The organism is Nonomuraea cavernae (assembly GCF_040655715.1).
In the GTDB taxonomy this organism is placed as follows: domain Bacteria; phylum Actinomycetota; class Actinomycetes; order Streptosporangiales; family Streptosporangiaceae; genus Nonomuraea; species Nonomuraea cavernae_A.
In genome coordinates, this window is the sequence record NZ_JBFAKL010000002.1 from 450,465 (window position 1) to 471,292 (window position 20,828).

Here is a 20,828-nt window from a genome sequence, read left to right on the forward strand (position 1 = left end):
GGACACCATGCCCGTACCCGCACCCCCCGCGGTCCCTGACGACCCCGCCCACGAGTCCCCCGCCGCCCGCAAACGCGAGCAACGGGCCTGGTACTTCTACGACTGGGCCAACTCCGCCTTCTACACCACGATCGTCTCGGTCTTCCTCGGCCCCTACCTGATCGCCGTGGCCAAGACCTCGGCGTGCGCCACCGACTTCCCGTCGGTCGCGGCCGCCACCTGTTCCGACGGCTTCGACGCGCTGGTCACCGCCAACCCGGGGCTCGGTTATGTCGACGTGCTCGGCGCCGACATCCGGCCCGCCGCGTTCTTCGGGCTCACGCTGACCGTGGCGGTGTTCCTGCAGATCGTCTTCCTGCCGATCGTCGGCGCGCTGGCCGACCACACCGGCCGCAAGCGCGAGCTGCTCGGCGGGTTCGCCTACCTCGGCGCGCTGGCCACGCTCGGCCTGTTCTTCGTCGAGGGCGACCGCTACCTGCTGGGCGGCGTGCTGTTCGTGCTGGCCAACCTGGCCTACGGGTCGTCCGTCGTGGTCTACGACTCGTTCCTGCCGCAGATCTCCACGCCCGACGAGCGCGACGGGGTCTCCTCGCGAGGGTGGGCGATCGGCTACCTGGGCGGCGGGCTGCTGCTGGCCCTCAATCTGGCGCTCTACCTGCAGCACGAGAGCCTGGGCCTGTCCGAGGGCATGGCGGTGCGGATCTGCATGATGTCGGCCGGGCTGTGGTGGGCGACGTTCACCCTGATCCCGCTGCTGCGCCTGCGCAACCGGCCGGTCCCGGCGCACGAGACCACCGCGCTGCGCTCGGTCGGCGGCAGCTTCCGCCAGCTCGGCCGCACGCTGAGGGAGCTGCGCCGCTATCCGCTGACGCTGCTGTTCCTGGTGGCGTACCTGGTCTACAACGACGGCATCCAGACGGTCATCGGCAACAGCGCGGCCTTCGCCTCCGAGGCCCTCAAACTGGACCGGACCGTGCAGATCAGCGCGATCCTGATGGTGCAGTTCGTGGCGTTCTTCGGCGCGCTGCTGCTCGGCCTGCTGGCCCGCCGCTTCGGCACCAAGCGCACCGTGCTCGCCAGCCTGGTCGTGTGGACGGTGATCGTGGTCAGCGCCCTGTTCGTCGAGGAGGGCGAGCCGCTGCAGTTCTACCTGCTGGCGCTGGCGATCGCCATCGTGCTGGGCGGCACCCAGGCGCTGTCGCGCTCGCTGTTCTCGCAGGTGATCCCGAAGGGCAGGGAGGCGGAGTACTTCAGCCTGCTGCAGATCAGCGACAAGGGCTCGGCCTTCATCGGCGCGCTGACGGTGACGATCGCGCTGCAACTGACCAACAGCTACCGGATCGCCATCGTCTCCATGATCATCTTCTTTGTCCTGGGGTTCGTGCTGCTGGCTCTGGTCAACCTGCCCAAGGCGATCCGCGCCGCCGGCAACGAGGTGCCCGAGCGCATCTGACTCGCCGCGCGGTGGACCTGCGCGACCTGTCCGGCGAGGTCGCCCGGCGCCACAAGCTCGCCGTTCTCATCCCAGGCGAGCTTGTGGTGCGATGTGAACCCGCCTGCTCCCCGTCGCCACCGCGACGTGATGACAGGTCGGGACTCGGACATGCCCGTCAGGGTTGATCAGCGAAACAGCCGTGAGATCTCCTACTCGGTCTGCGCCGAGACACTCACCGAACCGGGCCGAGCCCTGCGAGCAACGGTCGATCTGATCTGCGACTGGACCCACCACCACTTCGGTCACATCGAGGGTGCCCGCCGCCGCTTCGACAGCTGACGGCGGAGCCCGTACGAGTACCACGCCAGCCTGGACTTCCGAGGCATGCGGTCCGAACAGAGAGCACCGCTCTTGACGGCGGCACTCTCCAGCGAGAGCATTGCTCACATATCAGAGCGATGATTCCCACTCGATGGAGCGCCATGAACCCCCGACTCACCTCCCTGGCCCTCGCGGCCGGCGGCGTGCTGTTCCTCGTCTATCCGGCCGTGCGGCCCTCCGGCGACGACGCGGCCGCCATGGCCTCCACGGCCTGGATCATCGGCCATCTGGCCGCCATGATCGGTTTCATCCTGCTCGCCCTCGGCCTGCTGGGCCTGCACGGGCTGCTCGGCGACCGGCTGTCACTCCGGGCGGCCGTGGTCACCTGGATCGGCGCGGGGCTGACCCTGCCCTACTACGGCGCGGAGGACTTCGGGCTCAGCGTCATCGCCCGGCGCTCCCTGCGCGACGACGCCCCGGCCCTGATGGAGCTGGCCGAGGAGTTCCGCTACGGGCCGGTGGCCCTGTCCATGTTCGCCGCGGGGCTCGTGCTGCTCGCCGTCGGCGTCGTGATGGCCGCCGTGGCGGTCAGGCGCTCCGGCACGCTCGCCGGATGGAGCGCGGCTCCGCTCGCGCTCGGTTTCGTGTTGTTCGTCCCGCAGTTCTTCGGGCCGTATCCGCTGCGGATCGCGCACGGCGCGCTGATCGCCGTCGGCGGTCTGTGGCTGTCGTACGAGGTGTGGCGCTCGCGCGCCGCCTGAATCGGCTGCCCCCTCGCGACGCCCGGACCAGGGGGGCGCGGCTTCCGTGTCAACTCCTGGGAGCCGAAGCGATTGGATCACGCCGCGGGTGGGAATCCCATCACGGTACCAAGCGTTAGACACCGTGGGAGACAGACCCCCTATGCATGGGGGCCCTGTAGGAGGCATTTAGACATGGGCGAGCGCGCACTTCGTGGCACCCGGCTCGGGGCAACCAGCTACGAGAACGACCGTAACACGGATCTGGCCCCACGCCAGGAGGTGCCCTACACCTGTCCTAAGGGCCATCGCTTCGAGGTTCCGCTTGCCGCCGAGGCCGAGATTCCCTCGACCTGGGAGTGCCGGATGTGCGGCGTAACCGCCGTACGCGTCGACGGCGAGCAACCGGAGTCGAAGAAGACCAAGCCCCCGCGGACACACTGGGACATGCTCCTGGAGCGGAGGTCCATCGAGGACCTGGAAGAGGTGCTCAACGAGAGGCTGGCCGTCCTGCGAGCCCAGCGTCGCAAGAGCGCCTGACACATCTCACGGTACGAAACCCCCGGGCGGTCGCCCGGGGGTTTCGCTGTGCCCACGCGTAAGTTCCGCGCTTATCGAGGGTCGCCGGATCCGTGGTCGGACCGGATCGCCGCCGGACCCGAGGCACGCTCCTCGCGGCCGGAGTCACCCCCGGGGTCACCGCCGGGGGCACGGTCGTCGCGGATCACCTCACCGTGCACCACCCGGCCGCCCCGCGGCCCCTGATCCGGCGCGCCGCCGCCCTGCGGCGGGAACAGATGGGTGTACGGCGAGGCGGCCGCCATCCGCTTGACCCGGCGGTCGAAGAACCAGGCGCCCAGGCGGCGCATCATCGGCCGGGTGAACGGCAGCACGAAAGCCAGCCCGACGATGTCGCTGAGAAAACCCGGAAGCACCAGCAGCATGCCGCCCATCAGGATGAGGCCGCCCTCGGCGAGCTCCCGGTCGGGCATCCGGCCCGTCTGCACCGCCTCCTGCAGCACCCGCCACGCCCGCCGCCCCTCGCGGCGCACCAGCCACACGCCCAGCGCGGCGACGGCCATCAGCACCGCCACGGTCGTCCAGCCGCCGATGGCCGAGCCGACCTGGATCAACAGCCAGATCTCCAGCACCGGAATGGCCAGAAAGGCAAGAAAGAGCAGCAGCCGCATCATTTCCCTCGATTCCGCATACCTGCGTACAGCAGGAACAACGCCCGGGGCGGCCGAACCGTTCCGCCTCAGGACCTGCCGCCCCGCAAGCGGCCGGGCAGGCCGGTGATCCCCCACACGAAGATCCGCCAGAACGCCTCGGCCATGATGCGAGCGTTCATCTTGCTGGTGCCGACCGTCCGCTCCACGAACGTGATCGGCACCTCCACCACCCGCAGCCCGTGCTGGGAGGTGCGCAGGGTGAGGTCGACCTGGAAGCAGTAGCCCTGCGACTGGACGTCGGCCAGGCCCACCTTCTCCAGCGTCGCCGCGCGGTAGGCGCGAAAACCCGCGGTCGCGTCGCGCACCGGCAGGCCGAGCATGATCCGCGTGTAGACGTTGGCGCCCCTGGACAGCAGCTCACGCGAGGCCGGCCAGTTGACCACCTTGCCACCGGGCACCCAGCGCGACCCGATCGCCAGGTCGGCGCCCTCGTCCAGCGCCCGCAGCAGACCGGGCAGTTCCTCGGGCTGGTGGGAGCCGTCGGCGTCCATCTCCACCAGCACGGTGTAGCCCTCGTCGAGGCCCCATCGGAAGCCCGCGATGTAGGCCGCGCCGAGCCCCTGCTTGGCGGGCCGGTGCAGCACGTGGACGTGGTCGTCCTTGGCCGCCAGCTCGTCGGCGACGTCACCGGTGCCGTCGGGGCTGGCGTCGTCGGCCACCAGCAGGTGGGCCTCCGGCAGCGCGGCCCGCAACCGCTCGGCGATCGCCGGCAGGTTGTCACGCTCGTTGTAGGTCGGGACGATGACGAGCACCCGGCCGAGAGTCTCCATGATCAGTCATTCCTCATCGGGTCGTCCTGCCGCCTGCCTCTCCACGCGGCACCGGCGGCCACCACTCCCATCAGGGCCAGGGCCCACTCAGGCAACGCGCCCAGCCTGGTCGCGACGGTGGTCTGGGTGCGCACCGGCACCGTGACCACGTTCATGTCCGCGACGAGCTCGCGGGTCTGCCAGGAGACCTTACCGTCAGGAGTGACATAGGCGGAGATGCCCGTGGTGGCGGCCGTCACGACCGCCCTGTTGTGCTCCACCGCGCGCAGCTTGGACATGGCGAGCTGCTGCGGCGGCAGATTGGACTCGGCGTAGCTGGCGTTGTTGGTCTGCACCACCAGCGGCGTGGCGCCGGTGCGCACGGTATCGCGCACGGTGCCGTCGTAGGCCACCTCGTAGCAGTTGACGGCGCCGATCGTCACGGGGCCCATCTTCAGGTCGCCGGGCCTGGTGCCCGCGACGGACTGCCTGCCGACCAGGTTGGCCCGCTCCCACAGCGCCAGCACGATGTCCTTGAACGGGGTGTATTCGCCGAACGGCACCAGGTGCCGCTTGTCGTAGTAGGCGCCGGGCCCGGTCACCGGGTCCCACACCAGGCTGCGGGTGGCGCGGTGCTCGTCGCCGATGGCCACGACGGCGCCGACGAGCGTGGGCACGCCGACGTCCTTGACGGACTCGTCGATGATCTCCCGCGCGCCGGCGTCGCGGTAGGGGTCGATGTCGGTGGAGTTCTCCGGCAGCACCACGAGGTCGGGCTTGGGCAGCCTTCCGTCTCGTACGGCCCGCGCCAGCCTCTTGGTCTCGTTGGCGTGGTTTCGCAGGACGACGGCCGGCTCGTCGCCCAGGATGTACATGCCGCGGCCGGGCACGTTGCCCTGCACGATGCCGATGTTGACGGTGCGGCCCTCGTCGCCCGGCCTCGGCACGGCCAGGCCCAGCACCGGAACGGCCAGCGCTAGCGCGAGCGGGACCAGCCGGCGCGCCTCCACCGGCCCCACCCGCCGCACCGGAGCCACCGGCCGCGCCCCGGCCGCCGGTCTCCACCGGAGCGCGCAGGCGATCAGGGCGCCGCACAGGGCGACGGCGAACGACACCAGCGGGGCGCCGCCCAGCGCCGCGTAGCCGGTGAACGGCGACTCGCCCTGGCTGAAGGCGGCCCGCGCCCAGGGGAAGCCCCCGATGGGCACCAGCCCGCGCGCCCACTCCATGGCCACCCAGAGCCCGGCGAACCACAGCGGCCACAGCCGCAGCCGGAACGCCGGCGCGGCGAGCGCGGCCAGCGCCGCGTAGAACAGGCTCTCGACGCCCACCAGCATGAGCCAGGCGTCATCGCCGATCGTCCGCACCCAGGCCAGCGTGGGCAGCAGGAACACGGCGGCGGCCAGGTAGCCGAGCCAGGCGGCGCGGCGCGGGCGGGTGCCGCGCAGGGCGGCGACGATCAGCGCGATGCCGAGCGGCGCGCACGCCCACCAGTCGAGCGGCGGGAAGGCCAGGAACAGCGTCGCCCCGCCGGCCACGGCGGCCGCAACGCGCGCGGCGAGCACCCGGCCGGACTCCATTGCGCGAGCCCCGCCACGTTCGAATTCGGGTCCGGGTGCCGCTGCCGGTGCGGAGGTGGCCGCGGGTTCGGGTGCGGCCGGGGTGGCCGGGGCGTGCGCAGGCTGATCGTCGCTCGACGGTAGGCCTGTCCTGTCCTGCACCACTCCGGTCTCTCCTCAGCGCGTCGCGTGCCTGCTAGCCGAAACGGTACCGCCCTCCGGCGGGCGTTCGGTCGTCCCGCCGCGGCCGGATCGGAAATGGGAGCCCCAGGGCGTCACAGGAGTCTCTGACGGCCTCGCGGCCACCGGGTCGCACTGGGAGACGGAGATCGGGCCGTCCGTGGCCTGTGGGCCCTCTGGGCCCTCTGGGGCCGCTGTGAGCGGAGCCGGCGGCCTGGCACCGGGGGCGGATCAGGGAGGGAGCCGGCGACTGGGTGATCCCGCGGTAGACGAGGCCGTGGGACCACCCGGCGCTTGATGGCGATCCTGCGCACGAGAGCGGGAAGAGGGCCCGGAAACCCTTCGGACCGGACCCGTCTCGTCGGCGGCGAGCGCGGAATTCCGTTGTCTACTGGGCTCCCGGGCCCGTCCCGGGTCCAACCCCCCGCCCGGTTGGGGTGCCCCGACTCGACGGACCGACGGCCCTGCACCTGGCTGTGTGGACGAAGTCACGCTCCGTCACGGACGCAGGATCCGACGATGTCAGAGACGGCCAACCGGCCAAGTCCCGTGCTGGACTGCGCAGCAAACTACCGACTCCACCTCAGATGTCAACCGTGTCCCGATCAGCAGAAACATCAAGTTTTCGCAGGTAGGACATGCCGGGGCCGCCTCGGCCAAAGCCGGTTATAGCCCATTAGTCGCCTCCTGCCCGCGCCTTGGCAAGCCGCTCAGCGCCTCCCCCGGCGGCTGGTCGTACACGATGCCGAGCCGCTGGGTGGCCCGGGTCAGCGCGACGTACAGGTCGCTGCGGCCGCGCGGTGACTGCGCGGCGATGAGGGCGGGCTCGGCGACGATCACGGAGTCGAACTCCAGCCCCTTCGCGTCGGCGACGCCCAGCACCGCGACCGGCGCGTCGAGCGCCGCGGCGCCCTTGACCCGGCCGACTCCGGGGGCGATCACCTCGGCGCCCGCCACAGCGGCGCGGACGGTCTCGCCGACCGGCTCCAGCAGCTCGTCAGGCACCACGACCGCGATCTTGCCGCCCTCCCCGACCTCGGCCTTGACCAGCTCGGGCAGCGCGGCCAAGGGCGCCGACCAGGGCTCCGCGCCGGTCTCGCGGACCGAGGCGGGCGCCTCGAGCGCCGGGTCGATGGTGGCCAGCACGCGGGCCGCGACCGCCATCAGCTCCACCGGCGTGCGGTAGTTGACGGTCAGCCGCTCCTGCCGCCAGCGTCCGGCCACGTAGGGGTCGAGCACCTCCTTCCAGGAGCGCGCCCCCGCCGCCGAGCCGGTCTGCGCGATGTCGCCGACGATGGTCATCGACCGGGTGGGCACCCTTCGCATGACCGCGCGCCAGGCCATCGGCGACAGCTCCTGCGCCTCGTCCACGATGACGTGGCCGTAGGCCCAGGTGCGGTCGGCCGCGGCCCGCTCGGCGGTCGTCAGGTAGGGGCCCTGGCCGCGCTGGCGCTCGGCCAGCCGTTCGGCCTCCATGACGTCGGACAGGCCGGTCAGCTCCAGGACCTCGCGGGCGTAGGCCACCTCGGACTCGCGCTCGCGCTCCTCGGCCTGCCTGGCGGCGGCCAGCTCCTCCTCCGCCTGCAGCGCGGTGGCGCGCAGCACCTGCTCGTCGATCTCGCCGAGCAGCTCCGCGGCCTCGTCGAGGAGCGGCACGTCGGACTCGGTCCACTCCCCGCCGCGGGCCGCCGGGTCGCGGCGGAGCAGGGCGCGTTCGGCCGGAGTCAGGGCGGAGGCGGCGGCGCCGAGGCGTTCGGGCGAGCCGTACAGGCCGAGCAGCAGGCGCTGCGGCGTGAGGTAGGGCCACAGGCGGTTGAGCGCGGCCTTGACGACGGGCTCGGTGCGCAACTCCTCGCGCAGGTCGGCCAGATCGTCGTCGTCGATGAGCCCCTTGCCGAGCCGCTTGGCGGCCTGCCGGGCCAGGGCGTTCAGCAGGGACCTGACGAACACCGCGCGCGCCTGGTTGTGCGGGCGGCGGGCGCGCACGGCCTTGTTGCGGGCCGCTTCGAGCATGTTGCGGTCGATGGTGAGGCTGTGGCGGCCGAGGTCGAGCTCGATGGGCTTGCGCGGCACCCGCTGCCGGTCGCGCACGGCCCGGGCGAGCACCTCGGCCATCCGCGTGTCTCCCTTGAGCGCGGCCACCTCGGGCCGGTCGCGGGCGGTCGCGGTCACTCCGGGGTAGAGCTCGCCGACCGTGGACAGCAGCACGTCGGTCTCGCCGAGGGAGGGCAGCACCTGCTCGATGTAGCGCAGGAACATGGGGTTGGGGCCGAGGATGAGCACGCCGCGGCGCTCCAGCCGCTGCCTGTGGGTGTAGAGGAGGTAGGCGGCGCGGTGCAGGGCCACGACGGTCTTGCCGGTGCCGGGGCCGCCCTGGACCACGAGCACACCGCTCAGGTCGGCGCGGATGACGCGGTCCTGCTCGGCCTGGATGGTGGCGACGATGTCGCGCATCCGGCCGGTGCGGTGCTCGTCGAGCGCGGCGAGCAGCGCGGCCTCGCCGTTGAGCGTGGCGCGGTCGTCGTCGCTCAGCGCGTCGAGGTCGAGCAGGTCGTCCTCGACGCCGATGACCGCGCGGCCCTTGGTCTGCAGGTGGCGGCGACGGGTGACGCCCATCGGCGCGGCCGGGGTGGCGCGGTAGAACGGCTGCGCGACGGGCGCGCGCCAGTCGATGAGCAGGCGGTCCTGCTCGTCGTCGGTGAGGCCGAGCTTGCCGATGTAGAGCCGGCCCTCGTCGACGTGGTCGAGGCGGCCGAATACCAGGCCCCGCTCCACGGCCCACAGCCGGGCCAGGCGGGAGGCGTACATCTCGGCGAAGGTGTCACGCTCGGACCGGTTCTGCAGCGTGCCGACGGCGCCGGTGGCCAGCACGTCCTTGAGGCTGCGCTGGGTGCGGTCGCGCAGCACGTCGAGGCGTTCGTAGAGGCGGGTGACGTACTCCTGCTCCCTTGCGAGCTCTGTTTGACGTGTTGACACCAGACCATTATTGTTATTAATGGGACACTCCGGGCCATTCTGTTTGTTGTTGCGACAAACGACGACATTAGCATGCCCGTCGAGTCACACACATCCTCGCGCCTGCCGCCCCTCCCCGCATCCCGTCCTCCCTCTTGTGACGGCAGCGGTCCGGTCAAGGGCGGGTCAGGTGCTGGCGCGTACGGTCAGCCGGGGTTCGAGGAGGGTGGCCTCCGGCACGCCGCGGCCCGCCGGCTTGTCCATCAGCAGCCCCACCGCCTCGCGGCCGACCTCCTCGGCCGGGATCAGCACCGAGGTGAGGCGGGCCGGCTGGGCCACGTCGTCGGGGCAGATAGAAGGGCACGTTCTTGTACGCGCGCTGCGACTCCGCGCCGAAGGCGTCGAAGTTCCACATGACGGGCCGCTGGCCGCGCTTGTCGACCCGGGTGAACGACTCCCCGAACCCGCTGAACGCCTCGTCGGCCGGGGCGGCGAAGCTCTCGTGGTAGGCCACCGTGACGCCGCGGCCCGCGAGCGCCCGAACGGCAGGGTGCGCAGCCGGCCGCTGATGTCGACGTGGCCCCGGTCCTGTTCCACCAGCGTCGCGCCCGAGGCGTCGGTGAACCTGATCCGCCACGGGTCGAGCGTGATCTCGGCCCGCAGCGAGCCCGCGTCGACGGGCAGCGCCCCGACTCCGAGTTAGTTTGCCGTCCATACCAACCCGGCCACACGCCCGGCACGACGGCCATGCGGGTGGACCTGCCCGAGCCCGGCACCATGATCTTCACCGCCGACGCGATCTACGGGCGCGACCCCTGCGGCCCACCGCACAACGCCGACCGGGAGTACGTCGCCTCACCGCGCAGGACCGCCGACGAGCGGCGCGCCCTGAAGGAGCGCCACCCCGGGCGGGATGAGCCGGGCTGAGGGACGGTCAGGAGAGGGTCTGGCCGTCGCCGTCGCCGACCACGTCGGGGGCCCGGTGCTCGTAGGGGGTGCTCAGCACCACGGTGGTGCGGGTCGAGACGTTGGCCGAGGCACGGATCTGCTGGAGCAGGTCCTCCAGCGCCACCGGTGAGGCGACACGCACCTTGAGGATGTAGCTCTCGTCACCCGCCACGCTGTGGCACGCCTCGATCGCGCGCAGGTGGGCCAGCCGGTCGGGGGCGTCGTCGGGCGCGGCGGGGTCGATCGGTTTGATCGACACGAACGCGGTGAGCGGCAGGCCGACCGCGTCGTGGTCGATGATCGCCGCGTATCCCCGGATGACTCCGCGCTTCTCCAGGCGGCGCACCCGCTGGTGCACCGCCGAGACCGAGAGCCCGGTCTCCCTGGCCAGGTCGGTAAAGCTCATCCGGCCGTCTCTGGCCAGCAGCGTCACGATCCGGCGGTCGATCTCCTCCATCGGTCAAAAGTAGCGGCTCTTGGTCACGACCCGGTCCCGACCGGGATGGCCGCCCTGCGCATGGCATGCTCCACGAGCGTGATGAGCACCTCCTTGCCCGAGTCGCGCCTGCGCGCGTCGCAGCGCACGATCGGGATCTCGGGCTCCAGTCGGAGGGCCGTCCGCACCTCGCCGACCGAGAAGGGGATCAGGTACACATTCCGTGATCGGTCTCTGGTCAGTCGGTCAGCAGGATGCGTTTGCGCAGGAGATCGGGGTTGGCGCGGCCGTACATTTGACGTTTGAGCATTTTGGTCCGGTTGACGTGTCCTTCGACGGGTCCGGAGCTGTAGGGCAGGGTGAGGCCGGCGGTGACGGCGTCTTGGTCGCGGCGTAGCCCGGTGACGAAGGAGTGCAGGTCGGGCAGGTCGTCGCCCTGGACTGCGTTCATCCACGTCTCCAAGTTCTGGCCCTGGCGGTGGACCATCATCTCGGCGAACTGGCGCACGTGCAGCCGAAGCGCCGCCAGTTGGGGGCATGCGGTGGTGAGCGCGTCGAGGTGTTGTTGCTCGTCGGGGTCGAGATTGGCGGGGTTGCGCAGGAACCAGCCGGTGGCCTGTCGGACGGTGGGTGGGCGCGCTGATGCCGGCGCGGGAGGCGTTGCCGCTCGCCAGGGGTGGACGTACTGGCGGAGGGTGGTGGTGCTGCCGCGATAGCCCAGAGCCTGCAGTTCCCGGTAGAGAAGTTCGGCGTTGGTGCATCCCTCGGCCCACCGCCTGCGCAGGTAGGAGTCGTAGGTCTCCAGGGTCTTGGGCCGCCGGCCCGTTCCGGCGTGAACGAGCAGGTCTTCGGGATCGGCGGCGCGAGCGAACCGCCGGACGGTGTTACGACCCAGGGATAGCAGCCGGGCGATCTCCCGCAACCCTTGGCCTTGATCGAGCAGGGTGTGAATGGCGGCATGCCGCTCGCGGGTTCGGGTGGCGATGCGATCGTGACGGTCGGCGGACGAGCGAGGCGGGGCGGGCGGCTCCGGAGGCGGGGACGTATCAGTGGGGGTGCTCGGCGCGCTGGCCAGGGCTTGCAGGTGGTGGCGGTGGCGGGTGACGGTGCGTTCGACAGCCTCGCCGAGGTTGCGCCAGAGGTGCCAGCGGTCAGCGACTTGAGTCGCATGCGGTGCGCCCCGGGCAATGCCCACGGCATAGGCGCCGGCTCGATCGCGGCAGACGATCTCGACACCGGGATGGGCTCGCAGCCAGGCGGCCAGGGTGTCGGCCGTCCGGTCGATCAGCACATCGACCGGGGTGCTGGTGGAGATGTCGATCAGGATCGTTCCGTAGGAGTGGCCGCGCCGCAGGGCGAAGTCGTCCACCCCGAGCACCCGCGGGCCCGCCACGAGAACCGGGTCTGGCAGGGAACGGATCAGCCTGATCAGCGTCATCCGGCTCACCGAGGCCGCCAGCCGACCAGCGAGCCGGGCTCCGGCACGGCCGCTCAGCGCCAGCGCGATGGCCTGCAACGCCTGTGCCGCTCGCACGCTGCGGCGGCCGTATCGGACGGTCAACCCCGGGACCTGCTCGGCGAACGTCGCCTTCGCGCACGCGTCAGTGCGGCAGAAGAACCGGTGGACCCGCAGGTGAATGAGCACCTCCTGGCCCCCGACTGCGGTATCGGACAGCCGCCGTTCATAGTGGCTGTGCACCCGCCGCGACGGCGTTCCACAGGCCGGGCAGGCGGCCTTCACTGTGCCGGTCCTGGCCCGGATCTGCACTGTGGCCCCCGACCGGAACACTTCGTCGATGCACACTCCGGCCAGGTGAGGGAACAAGACGGCCAGCAGCTCCTTGATCAACACGCTGCAGATGGTGGTGATCAAACAGTCAGCTACCGGCCGGAACACCCGAATCGTGATCTACACAACGGGTCCCATCACGGAATGTGTGCCTGATCCCGAGAAGGGGCTCGCGCCGTCGAAGCAGTTGAGCGCCACCACGAACGGCGTCTGGCGGCGTTCGAAGTAGTCGAGAGCCGGAAAGCAGTCGGCCAGCCGGCGGGTGTCGGCCAGCACGACAGCGCCGAGGGCGCCCAGCGTCAGGTCGTCCCAGACGAACCAGAACCGCTCCTGACCGGGCGTGCCGAACAGGTACAGCATGTAGTCGTCGCGGATCGTGATGCGGCCGAAGTCCATGGCCACGGTCGTGGTGGGCTTGGCCTCGATGCCCGACAGGTCGTCGACGTGCGCACCGATGTGGGTCAGGGCCTCTTCGGTGCGCAGCGGCCGGGTCTCGGAGACCGCGCCGACCATGGTGGTCTTGCCCGCGCCGAAACCGCCCGCGATCAGGATCTTGATCGCGGTCGGCAGCCTCCATCGAAGATCAGAGCGACCGAAGTCCATCGAACACCGCCTGTACATCCCTTCGCGGCAAAGTGTTGAACCCGCACGCGTGCACACATCCGCCCTGAGGAGCCTTGGTCAGCGGAACCTGTCAAGGCGCAGGAAGAGGTCGATCTACACGGCTGACATCGAGACACCATAGCAACGCCACAAATTCCACTCAAGACGCAAAGCAGTACAAGATTCAATGTGTCACAATTGTCGCCTCCTGCCCCTCTTGTGGGTCCGCTTCCCACCAGGATGTCAAGAGGGTTGTCAGGGGTGCCGGCCGCCGGGCCGGGGCAGCCGGACATCGTGCGCCGGACGCCCCGGGCCGTGTTGGCCCGGGGCGTCCACGGATCAGAAGTCGGCGTCGAAGCTGACCGAGCCGGTCACGCCCACCTGATAGGCCGAGACCCGGCGCTCGAAGAAGTTCGACAGCTCCTGGACGTCCTGCAGTTCCATGAAGGCGAACGGGTTCTTCGCCCTGTACAGCGGCTCGATGCCGAGCTGAGCCAGCCGCCGATCGGCCACGTGCTCCAGGTAGGTCCGCGTGTCCGCGATCGACATGCCCGGCACGCCCTGCCCGAGCAGGTCCTCGGCGAACGACGCCTCACAGTCCACCGCCTCGGCGAGCATCTCCCTGACCTGGGTGGCCAGCTCTTCGTCGAACAGGTCCGGTTCTTCCTGCCGCACGACGTCGACCACGTCGAAGGCGAAGGCCATGTGCATGGACTCGTCGCGGAAGACCCAGTTCGTGCCCGAGGCCAGCCCGTTGAGCAGGCCGCGCGAGCGCAGGAAGTAGACGTAGGCGAAGGCGCCGTAGAAGAACAGCCCCTCGATACAGGCGGCGAAACAGATCAGATTGAGCAGGAAGGCCCGCCGGTCCTCCCGGGCCTCCAGCCGGCGAAGATCGCCCAGCGAGTCGATCCAGCGGAAGCAGAACTCCGCCTTGCGCCGGATGGAGGGGATGTTCTCCACGGCGGCGAACGCCTCGAAGCGCTCCTGCTCGTCGGGCACGTACGTGTCGAGCAGGTTCAGGTAGAACTGGACGTGCACGGCCTCCTCGAACAGCTGCCGCGACAGGTACAGCCGCGCCTCGGGCGCGTTGACGTGCTGGTAGAGGTTGAGCACCAGGTTGTTGGCCACGATCGTGTCGCCGGTGGCGAAGAAGGCGACCAGGCGGCTGATCAGATGGCGCTCGGCTCCCGACAGTCTCGACAGGTCCTTGAGGTCGGAGTGCAGGTCCACTTCCTCGACGGTCCAGGTGTTCTTGATCGCGTCGCGGTAGCGGTCGAAGAAGAGGGGATAGCGCATCGGCCGCAGGGTCAGGCTCATGCCCGGGTCGAGCAACATCAGGTTCTCCTTGGGGTCGGCGCCGCTCACTGGCAGGCCTCGCAGGACTCGGGGTTCTCCAGCGAGCAGGCGAGAGCCTCCTCGGAGGTGTTCACGACGGGGACGGTGGCCTGCTGGATGCGGGTGGCCGGACGTGAGCGCAGGTAGTAGGTGGTCTTCAGCCCGGACTTCCAGGCGTACAGGTACATCGAGGAGAGCTTGTCGATGGTCGGGGCGCTCATGAACAGGTTGAGCGACTGGCTCTGGTCGATGTACGGCGAGCGCGCGGCTCCCAGGTCGATCAGCGCCCGCTGGGGCAGCTCCCAGGCCGTGCGGAACAACCGCCGCACGTCTTCCGGTAGCTCGGAGATGCCCTGCACCGAGCCCTCGGCCTGCCTGATGGCGGCCCTGATGTGCTCGGTCCACAGCCCGCGCGCCTTGAGTTCGGCCACCAACGCGCTGTTGACCTGCATGAACTCTCCGCTGAGGGTCTCGCGCTTGAACAGGTTGGACACCTGCGGCTCGATGCACTCGTAGCAGCCGGCGATCGACGCGATGGTGGCGGTGGGCGCGATCGCGATCAGCAGCGAGTTACGCAGGCCATGAGCCGCGATCCGCTCACGCACCTGCGCCCAGCGCCCGCTCTGGGTGCCGCTTTCGCCCCACAGGTCGTGCTGGAGCTTGCCACGGGCCGCCCAGGTCCGGTCAAAGGAGGGATGGGCGCCGAAGCGCTCGGCCAGACCCGCCGACGTCTCCAGCGCCGACAGGTAGATCTCCTCGGCGATCCGGGTGGACAGTTCCTTGGCCTCAGCCGAGTCGAACGGCAGCCGCAGGGCGAAGAACACGTCCTGCAGACCCATCACGCCCAGACCGACCGGCCGCCAGCGCGGGTTGCTCGCCGCCGACTGCTCACTCGGGTAGTAGTTGATGTCGATCACGCGATCCAGGAAGGTGACCGCGGTACGCACGGTCGCACGCAGCCGCTCCCAGTCGATGCCCCCGTCGGCCACATGCGCGGCGAGGTTGACGGAGCCGAGGTTGCAGACGGCGGTCTCGGCGTCGCTGGACACCTCGATGATCTCCGTGCACAGGTTGGACAGGTGCACCACGTTGCCGGGCTCGGCCGCCTGGTTGCACAGGCGGTTGGCGGCGTCCTTGAACGTCATCCAGCCGTTGCCGGTCTGTGCGAGAGTGCGCATCATCCTGGCGTACAGCTCGCGCGCCTTGACCTGGCGCACGTAGCGGCCGGCCCGCTCGGCGGCGCGGTAGACCTCGTCGAACGCCTCCCCCCACAGATCGGGCAGTTCGGGCAGCTCGTCGGGGTCGAACAGCGACCACATCCCATCGGCCTCGACCCGGCGCATGAACTCGTCGGGGATCCAGTTGGCCAGGTTGAGATTGTGCGCACGGCGGGCGTCCTCACCGGTGTTGTCGCGAAGCTCCAGGAACTCCTCGACGTCCGGATGCCACGGCTCCAGGTAGACGCAGGCCGCGCCCTTGCGGCGACCACCCTGGTTGACGGCCGCCACGGAGGCGTCAAGAGTCCGCAGCCACGGGACGATGCCGTTGGAATGTCCGTTGGTGCCGCGGATCAGGGCGCCCCGCGAGCGCACCCGAGACCAGGAGATGCCGATCCCCCCGGCGAACTTCGACAGCTGGGCGACCTGGGCGTAGCGCTCATAGATGGAGCCCAGCTCGTCGCGAGGCGAGTCGACCAGATAGCACGAGGACATCTGGGTGTGGCGCGTGCCGGAGTTGAACAGCGTCGGCGAGCTCGGCAGGTAGGCCAGCGACGACATGAGCCGGTAGAACCCGATCGCCTCGGCGGGCGTCTCGGCCAGTCCGCACGCCACGCGGAGCAGCCAGTACTGCGGTGTCTCCAGCGTCAGCCGGGTGGACGGGTGGCGCAGCAGGTAGCGGTCGTAGACCGTGCGCACCCCGAAGTACTCGAATCTCAGGTCCGCGGCCGGGTCGATCGCGTCGTCGAGCTTGCGGGCGTTGGCGTCGACGAACTCCGCCGTGGCGTCGCCGATGAGCCCTTCGGCATGAGCCAGGCGGATCGCCTGGCTGAAGGAGGCCACCCCCTGCCCGCGGACCTCCTTGTCGACGTAGCCGGACAGCAGCCGCGCGGCCAGGCGCGAATACTGTGGCTCCTCGCCGATCATCTCGGCGGCGGTCTGAATCGACAGCCGGTCCAGCTCGGCGGTGGTGGCCCCGTCGTACAGGCCGCTGATGGTCTTGGTGGCGACCCGCAGCGGGTCGACGTCGGTCAGATCGTCGGCCCAGCGCTCCACCGCGCGAACGATCTTGTTGACATCGACCGGTTCGGTCCTGCCATCGCGTTTGCGCACCCGCATCTGAACACGGCGTGGCGCGGGCACCTCCCCGTCCGCCGGCGCCCTCTCGGTGAGGTCGGTCAATGCGTCCCCGGTGACCGTCACTGTTCTCTCCTCGCGAACTCGGTCATGAACCGAGAACACGCGCAGGAGGCGCCGGCAAGGACGCCGCACAAGCCCTCGCGCCGGTGCCGTCGGCCGTCCCGCGCGGCCTCGGAGCAGCCGCACACGCATGATCGTGTACGGCGCGCCGGCAGGTCTTCGGACTCGTGGGCGCGTCCCTCATGCCTACTGGCCGTCGCTTCCCGGGCCTCGTGGCCCAGTGCACCTGACGGCGGTCGTTCCCACTCACCGCTGCGGGGCAGTCCCGGATTCTCACCAGGTTCCCTCTTGCCTCAGCCTCCCTGTCGGGCGGCCGAACCGGCTGCAGGAGACACCATATATAGGGGACGATCGAAAGTCACACCCAACATGTCGTGTTGAGAGAAGCGTCATGGGAGGTGCCGTCCGGCTCGCCAGGCCGAAACCCGGACCGGTCACCCGGTCAGGACCACGGGACGGGCCGCTAACCCGAAACGCCGTTGTAGCCCGCGTGGAAGCCGATCTGCCGCCGAAGGTAGGCGGCCACCCTCGGGCTCCGCTCGCGCAGCGGCCCGATCAGCTCGGCCGACTCGTGTTCCAGCCGGGCCATGGCGTCGGTCACCTCCGCGCGGTCGACGCCGAGCATGAGCACGTTGAGGTCGCCCCAGGAGACGTCCCTGCGGTAGGAGGCGAGGTCACCGAGGAGGTGCAGGTAGCGCTGCACGTGCGCGCTGACCGGGCGCAGCTCGGTCAGGTGCCGCCTGGCCCAGTCGTCACCCGCGTAGATCCAGTGCGACAGGTCCACGAAGCACGACCCTCGGCTGTCGGCGTTGTCCAGGTAGCCCTCCAGCGAGGGCACCCGCCGGGTGTCGCGCCACACCCACGCCCGGGTCATCGCGCTCAGCATGGCGGCCAGCTGGTCTCGCCAGAGCCCCTTCAGGTCCTCGAACTCCTTGACCCGCTCCAGCTCGTCGCGCAGGTCGGCGAGGAACCTGGTGACCGCCGCCCTGGGCACCGCTCCGTCGGCGACCGCCAGGCACTCGCGGACCAGCGCGTGGACCTCGCCGCGCCTGGTGAAGGTGTGGTCGATCAGCCGGTCGACGGCCAGCACCCAGATCGCGGCCCTGTTGGCCACCTTGAGCCCCTCGGCGCTGGTCCACGGCGAGGTGAACGCGCCGGCCAGGGACATCCCGGTGTAGAAGTCGGTGTCGAAGGCCGCCGCCGGGAACAGGCCGGTGTACATCTGGGCGCAACGCCGCAGATCTCTGCCGCATTCGGCGGCCAGCGCACAGGTCCTGCCGAGCTCGAACGCCACGTCCAGCCCGTCGTCCGGCATCCTAGAGCCGCTCGATCGGCACACGGATCATGGGCGACGACCCCCACTGTCCGGATAAGTAACCCATTATAAAGAAGTCTCACATGATCAACGGCATCCGATCAAGGCGCTGGACGGCCTCATCGTCAAATCTGCCGAGGCCGGAGACCTCCCCCTTCAGGGGGCGGCGGGGAAAGCCTCAACCTGCCCCGATGGCGACGAAGGAGACGTCGTCTCCGCGGGCGGCCGCGAGCGCCCCGGCCAGGGTGAGCCCCCGCCGCAACCCGTCGTGCAACCCCACCATCACCGGCACCGCGGCCTCGTCGTTGACCGGGACGACGCTCGCCACGATGCCGGCCGTGCCCAGCCGGAGCAGCGCGGTGGCGAGGCCGAGCACCTCGTCGGCCCCGACGGGAGCCATCTGCCCGGAGTCGCAGCTCGACAGCACCAGCCGGTGCGGCGCCCGGTCCAGGCCCTCCAGGTCGTGGGCGGTCAGCGGTCCGTCGTCGAGCAGCAGTGAGGAGAACAGCGGGCTGTCGGCCCGGAACGTCCCGTGCGCCGCCAGGTGGGCCAGCCGGCAGCCGTCGACGGCCGACAGCACGGCGCCGGCCGTCGCCGAGCCGCCGCCCAGCACCGTGGCCTCGTCGTACAGGGCGGCGATGGCGCGCACCTCGCCGTCGGCGGCGGCCATGCCGGGACCGCGCACCAGCACGACCGCGCCGTCCTCGGGCGGGACGGCCGCACGCGCGCGCAACCAGGCGGCGGCCGACGGCGCGACGCTGAACACCCGGCGGCGCAGGGACGACAGCAGCGCCCAGGGCGCGCCGTGCAGGATGCCGGGCGGCACGATGACGAGCGGGCCGTCGCCCAGCCGGGCGGCCACCGGCCCCAGGACGCTCGCGTCGAGACGGCGGCCCAGCTCGCCGAGCTCCTCCCGGTCCGGCTCGCGCTGGTAGGCCAGGCGGCGCAGCCTCGACCGGGCGAACTCGATCTCGGCGACGGCCGCCGCCACCGGGCCCACCTCGAACCTGCGGACCCGGCCGCCGCCGCACAGCAGCGCGTGGAGGACGCCGTCGACCACGACCAGCTCCACGAGCCGCACCCCGGCACGCGGGTCGCCGCCGAGCGCCGCCAGGATCCGGCCGGCGTCCGGCGCGCCCGCCTCCCGGCCGTACGGCCCGCGCACGCGCAGCGCGAGCTCCCGGACCTGCGCCTCCAGCCGTTCGCGATCCCGTTCGAGGGTGGCCGCCGGCGCCGCGCCGTCGGAGCGGGCCCGGTCGAGCAGGTGGTCGGTCTCGCGCAGCGCGGCCAGCCGGGCGAACAGCTCGGGGTCCTCGGGCGGGCGCACGGCGGGCACCGCCAGCGCGGTCGCCCGCCACCGCTCGGTCCAGGTGAGCAGCTCGCGGGCGCCGCCGGAGCGCACCCAGTGGCGCTGCGCGAGCCTGGCCAGCTCCGCGCCCTGCGCGGTGGCCCGGGCCCGCAGTTCGGCGGAGCCGAACGTGAGCCGGTGCTCCTCGATCAGCGCCAGCCCGGCGCGGCAGGCGTGCAGCAGCAGCCGCGGCCGGCCCGCCGCCCGCGCGCGCAGCGCCTCCGCGAGCCAGCCCGCCGCCCGCGACGCGGCGGGGCCGCGGTGCCGTGCCCTGGCGGCGACGCCCAGGTGGTGGTCGGCCGCGCGCCGGTCGCCCAGCACCAGCGCGGCGCGGCCGGCGAGCAGGTGGGCCTGCCACACCTCGGGCGAGCCGAGCTCGGCCAGCCGACCGGCCAGCCGGCGGGCCGCGCTCAGCAACGCCGGCGACGCCGCGCCCTCGGCCAGCGCGGCCTGGACCAGGATGAGCCGCGCGTGCTCGGTCCACCAGGCGCGCCGCTGCCCGCCGAACAGCCGCCGGGCCTCGTCGGCGCGCTGCCGGGCGGTGCCGGGATCGCCGGCGAGCAGCGCGGCCCGGGCGGCGATGAGCAGCAGCTCGGCCCGCATCGTGGCCTGGCCGCGCAGCCGCGCCAGGCGCAGCAGTGCCTGGTCGGCCCGTCCCAGCGCGTCCCTGGCCAGCCCGGCGGCCATCAGCACCGCGCACCGGTCGGCGGCCAGGTCGAACATGGGCGTGCCGAGCTCGCGGAAGCGCCGGTCGGCCTCGTCGAGCAGCTCCAGCGCCGCGGGCAGGTCCCCCGATCTGAAGGCGACCACGCCGCGGTTCTGCACCGCGACGACCGAGTCGTGCTCTTGGTCGGTGGTGGCGAACATGTCCTGCGCGGTGCCGAAGTCGGCGTCGGCGAGGCGTACCGAGCCCAGAGCCAGGTGGACGTGGCCGCGCAGGGTGAGCGCGCGGGCCGCCCACACGGTGTCGCGCGCCTGCGTCAGGGCGGGAACCGCCACCCGGAGGTCGTCGAGCGCGTCGCGATGCCGGCCGAGGATCCACCGCGCGCCCGCCCGCCGGAACAGCACCCTGGCCCGCGTGGGCCCGCCGGACGTCGCGGCGGCGGCGTCGAGCGCCGCCAGCCCTCGCCGGGTGCGCCCGCGGTGGAGCAGCGCGATGCCGAGCGTGGCCAGCACGTCGGACTCACGGTCGGGCGAACCGGCCCGCCGCGCCAGCCGGACGGCCTGCCGCAGCTCGCGGATCGCGGCGTCCAGGTCGCCGAACTCGCGGTGCAGGATGCCCAGCGCCTGCCGGGCGATCGACGACTCGTACGGCCCGCGCCCATCTGCCAGCATGGCCCGGGCGGCCCGCAGAGCCTCCTGAGGACGTGCGAAAACCATGGCCAGCACATCGTGCGGGTCGCCCGGAATCCGGGAATCCCTCGCCGTTCCCCCAGGCACGGACCGATCGTAGAGGCGAGGGGTGC

Annotated in this window: 17 protein-coding genes, 2 pseudogenes and 1 riboswitch; of the genes and pseudogenes, 5 read left to right on the plus strand and 14 right to left on the minus strand. The window is 71.2% G+C overall.

Annotation, left to right across the window (positions count from 1 at the left end; genetic code table 11):
* The first annotated feature begins 7 nt into the window (after positions 1–7).
* The 4 genes from AB0I38_RS05075 (at position 8) to AB0I38_RS05090 (ending at position 3,036) form a co-directional block, all read left to right on the plus strand.
* Positions 8–1,453 carry an MFS transporter gene (locus AB0I38_RS05075; protein ID WP_358462086.1) on the plus strand — a complete coding sequence of 482 codons (1,446 nt, stop codon included), beginning with the start codon at positions 8–10 and terminating at the stop codon, positions 1,451–1,453.
* A gap of 150 nt (positions 1,454–1,603) precedes the next feature.
* The gene (locus AB0I38_RS05080; protein ID WP_358462089.1) at positions 1,604–1,774 is read left to right on the plus strand and encodes a hypothetical protein; all 171 of its coding nucleotides are present in this window, start codon (positions 1,604–1,606) and stop codon (positions 1,772–1,774) included.
* A gap of 143 nt (positions 1,775–1,917) precedes the next feature.
* Positions 1,918–2,517: a hypothetical protein gene (locus tag AB0I38_RS05085; protein WP_358462092.1), complete on the plus strand. Its 600-nt coding sequence runs from the start codon at positions 1,918–1,920 to the stop codon at positions 2,515–2,517.
* A 174-nt stretch (positions 2,518–2,691) separates the two neighbouring features.
* The gene (locus AB0I38_RS05090; RefSeq protein WP_189127551.1) at positions 2,692–3,036 is read left to right on the plus strand and encodes an RNA polymerase-binding protein RbpA; all 345 of its coding nucleotides are present in this window, start codon (positions 2,692–2,694) and stop codon (positions 3,034–3,036) included.
* Positions 3,037–3,107: 71 nt separating this feature from the next.
* Here the strand turns inward: AB0I38_RS05090 and AB0I38_RS05095 are convergent, their stop codons facing one another.
* From AB0I38_RS05095 to AB0I38_RS05120, 6 genes and pseudogenes are all read right to left on the minus strand, one after another.
* Positions 3,108–3,689, minus strand: coding sequence for an FxsA family protein (locus AB0I38_RS05095; protein WP_358462095.1), 582 nt, complete (start codon positions 3,687–3,689; stop codon positions 3,108–3,110).
* Between the two features lie 65 nt (positions 3,690–3,754).
* Positions 3,755–4,498 (minus strand): polyprenol monophosphomannose synthase, encoded by a 744-nt coding sequence (locus tag AB0I38_RS05100; protein ID WP_358462098.1) that lies wholly within the window; start codon positions 4,496–4,498, stop codon positions 3,755–3,757.
* Between the two features lie 2 nt (positions 4,499–4,500).
* Positions 4,501–6,042 carry an apolipoprotein N-acyltransferase gene (gene lnt, locus AB0I38_RS05105; RefSeq protein WP_358462101.1) on the minus strand — a complete coding sequence of 514 codons (1,542 nt, stop codon included), beginning with the start codon at positions 6,040–6,042 and terminating at the stop codon, positions 4,501–4,503.
* An 840-nt stretch (positions 6,043–6,882) separates the two neighbouring features.
* Positions 6,883–9,192, minus strand: a complete 2,310-nt coding sequence (locus tag AB0I38_RS05110; RefSeq protein ID WP_358462104.1) for a HelD family protein — start codon at positions 9,190–9,192, stop codon at positions 6,883–6,885.
* Positions 9,193–9,357: 165 nt separating this feature from the next.
* Positions 9,358–9,510, minus strand: coding sequence for a substrate-binding domain-containing protein (locus AB0I38_RS05115; protein ID WP_358462107.1), 153 nt, complete (start codon positions 9,508–9,510; stop codon positions 9,358–9,360).
* 61 nt (positions 9,511–9,571) lie between these two features.
* Positions 9,572–9,886, minus strand: a pseudogene (locus tag AB0I38_RS05120) (hypothetical protein); the annotation flags it as partial.
* A 32-nt stretch (positions 9,887–9,918) separates the two neighbouring features.
* Between AB0I38_RS05120 and AB0I38_RS05125 the strand changes: the two are divergent.
* Positions 9,919–10,098: a hypothetical protein gene (locus AB0I38_RS05125; RefSeq protein ID WP_358462110.1), complete on the plus strand. Its 180-nt coding sequence runs from the start codon at positions 9,919–9,921 to the stop codon at positions 10,096–10,098.
* Between the two features lie 7 nt (positions 10,099–10,105).
* Here AB0I38_RS05125 and AB0I38_RS05130 read toward each other — a convergent pair whose 3' ends face one another.
* The 8 genes and pseudogenes from AB0I38_RS05130 to AB0I38_RS05165 form a co-directional block, all read right to left on the minus strand.
* Positions 10,106–10,576, minus strand: a complete 471-nt coding sequence (locus AB0I38_RS05130) for an Lrp/AsnC family transcriptional regulator (RefSeq protein WP_358462113.1) — start codon at positions 10,574–10,576, stop codon at positions 10,106–10,108.
* Positions 10,577–10,599: 23 nt separating this feature from the next.
* Positions 10,600–10,773, minus strand: coding sequence for a hypothetical protein (locus AB0I38_RS05135; RefSeq protein WP_358462116.1), 174 nt, complete (start codon positions 10,771–10,773; stop codon positions 10,600–10,602).
* A 20-nt stretch (positions 10,774–10,793) separates the two neighbouring features.
* Entirely contained in the window at positions 10,794–12,452 is a 1,659-nt protein-coding gene (locus AB0I38_RS05140) for an ISL3 family transposase (protein WP_436838716.1), read from the minus strand.
* A 63-nt stretch (positions 12,453–12,515) separates the two neighbouring features.
* Positions 12,516–12,947: pseudogene (locus AB0I38_RS05145) on the minus strand (GTP-binding protein); the annotation flags it as partial.
* Positions 12,948–13,286: 339 nt separating this feature from the next.
* Entirely contained in the window at positions 13,287–14,282 is a 996-nt protein-coding gene (locus tag AB0I38_RS05150; protein ID WP_358462122.1) for a ribonucleotide-diphosphate reductase subunit beta, read from the minus strand.
* A 26-nt stretch (positions 14,283–14,308) separates the two neighbouring features.
* The gene (locus tag AB0I38_RS05155; RefSeq protein ID WP_358462125.1) at positions 14,309–16,702 is read right to left on the minus strand and encodes a ribonucleoside-diphosphate reductase subunit alpha; all 2,394 of its coding nucleotides are present in this window, start codon (positions 16,700–16,702) and stop codon (positions 14,309–14,311) included.
* Between the two features lie 130 nt (positions 16,703–16,832).
* Positions 16,833–17,037, minus strand: a riboswitch (cobalamin riboswitch).
* A gap of 125 nt (positions 17,038–17,162) precedes the next feature.
* Positions 17,163–18,014, minus strand: coding sequence for a terpene synthase family protein (locus AB0I38_RS05160; RefSeq protein WP_358462128.1), 852 nt, complete (start codon positions 18,012–18,014; stop codon positions 17,163–17,165).
* 178 nt (positions 18,015–18,192) lie between these two features.
* Entirely contained in the window at positions 18,193–20,742 is a 2,550-nt protein-coding gene (locus AB0I38_RS05165; RefSeq protein WP_358462131.1) for a CHAT domain-containing protein, read from the minus strand.
* Between the last annotated feature and the right edge of the window lie 86 nt (positions 20,743–20,828).

Bases quoted from the DNA above. Each gene is read 5' to 3' on its own strand.
- AB0I38_RS05075 (WP_358462086.1), top strand. From the start codon at position 8: ATGCCCGTACCCGCACCCCCCGCGGTCCCTGACGACCCCGCCCACGAG.
- AB0I38_RS05080 (WP_358462089.1), top strand. From the start codon at position 1,604: ATGCCCGTCAGGGTTGATCAGCGAAACAGCCGTGAGATCTCCTACTCG.
- AB0I38_RS05085 (WP_358462092.1), top strand. From the start codon at position 1,918: ATGAACCCCCGACTCACCTCCCTGGCCCTCGCGGCCGGCGGCGTGCTG.
- AB0I38_RS05090 (WP_189127551.1), top strand. From the start codon at position 2,692: ATGGGCGAGCGCGCACTTCGTGGCACCCGGCTCGGGGCAACCAGCTAC.
- AB0I38_RS05095 (WP_358462095.1), bottom strand. From the start codon at position 3,689: ATGATGCGGCTGCTGCTCTTTCTTGCCTTTCTGGCCATTCCGGTGCTG.
- AB0I38_RS05100 (WP_358462098.1), bottom strand. From the start codon at position 4,498: ATGGAGACTCTCGGCCGGGTGCTCGTCATCGTCCCGACCTACAACGAG.
- AB0I38_RS05125 (WP_358462110.1), top strand. From the start codon at position 9,919: ATGCGGGTGGACCTGCCCGAGCCCGGCACCATGATCTTCACCGCCGAC.
- AB0I38_RS05130 (WP_358462113.1), bottom strand. From the start codon at position 10,576: ATGGAGGAGATCGACCGCCGGATCGTGACGCTGCTGGCCAGAGACGGC.
- AB0I38_RS05150 (WP_358462122.1), bottom strand. From the start codon at position 14,282: ATGTTGCTCGACCCGGGCATGAGCCTGACCCTGCGGCCGATGCGCTAT.
- AB0I38_RS05160 (WP_358462128.1), bottom strand. From the start codon at position 18,014: ATGCCGGACGACGGGCTGGACGTGGCGTTCGAGCTCGGCAGGACCTGT.
- AB0I38_RS05165 (WP_358462131.1), bottom strand. From the start codon at position 20,742: ATGGTTTTCGCACGTCCTCAGGAGGCTCTGCGGGCCGCCCGGGCCATG.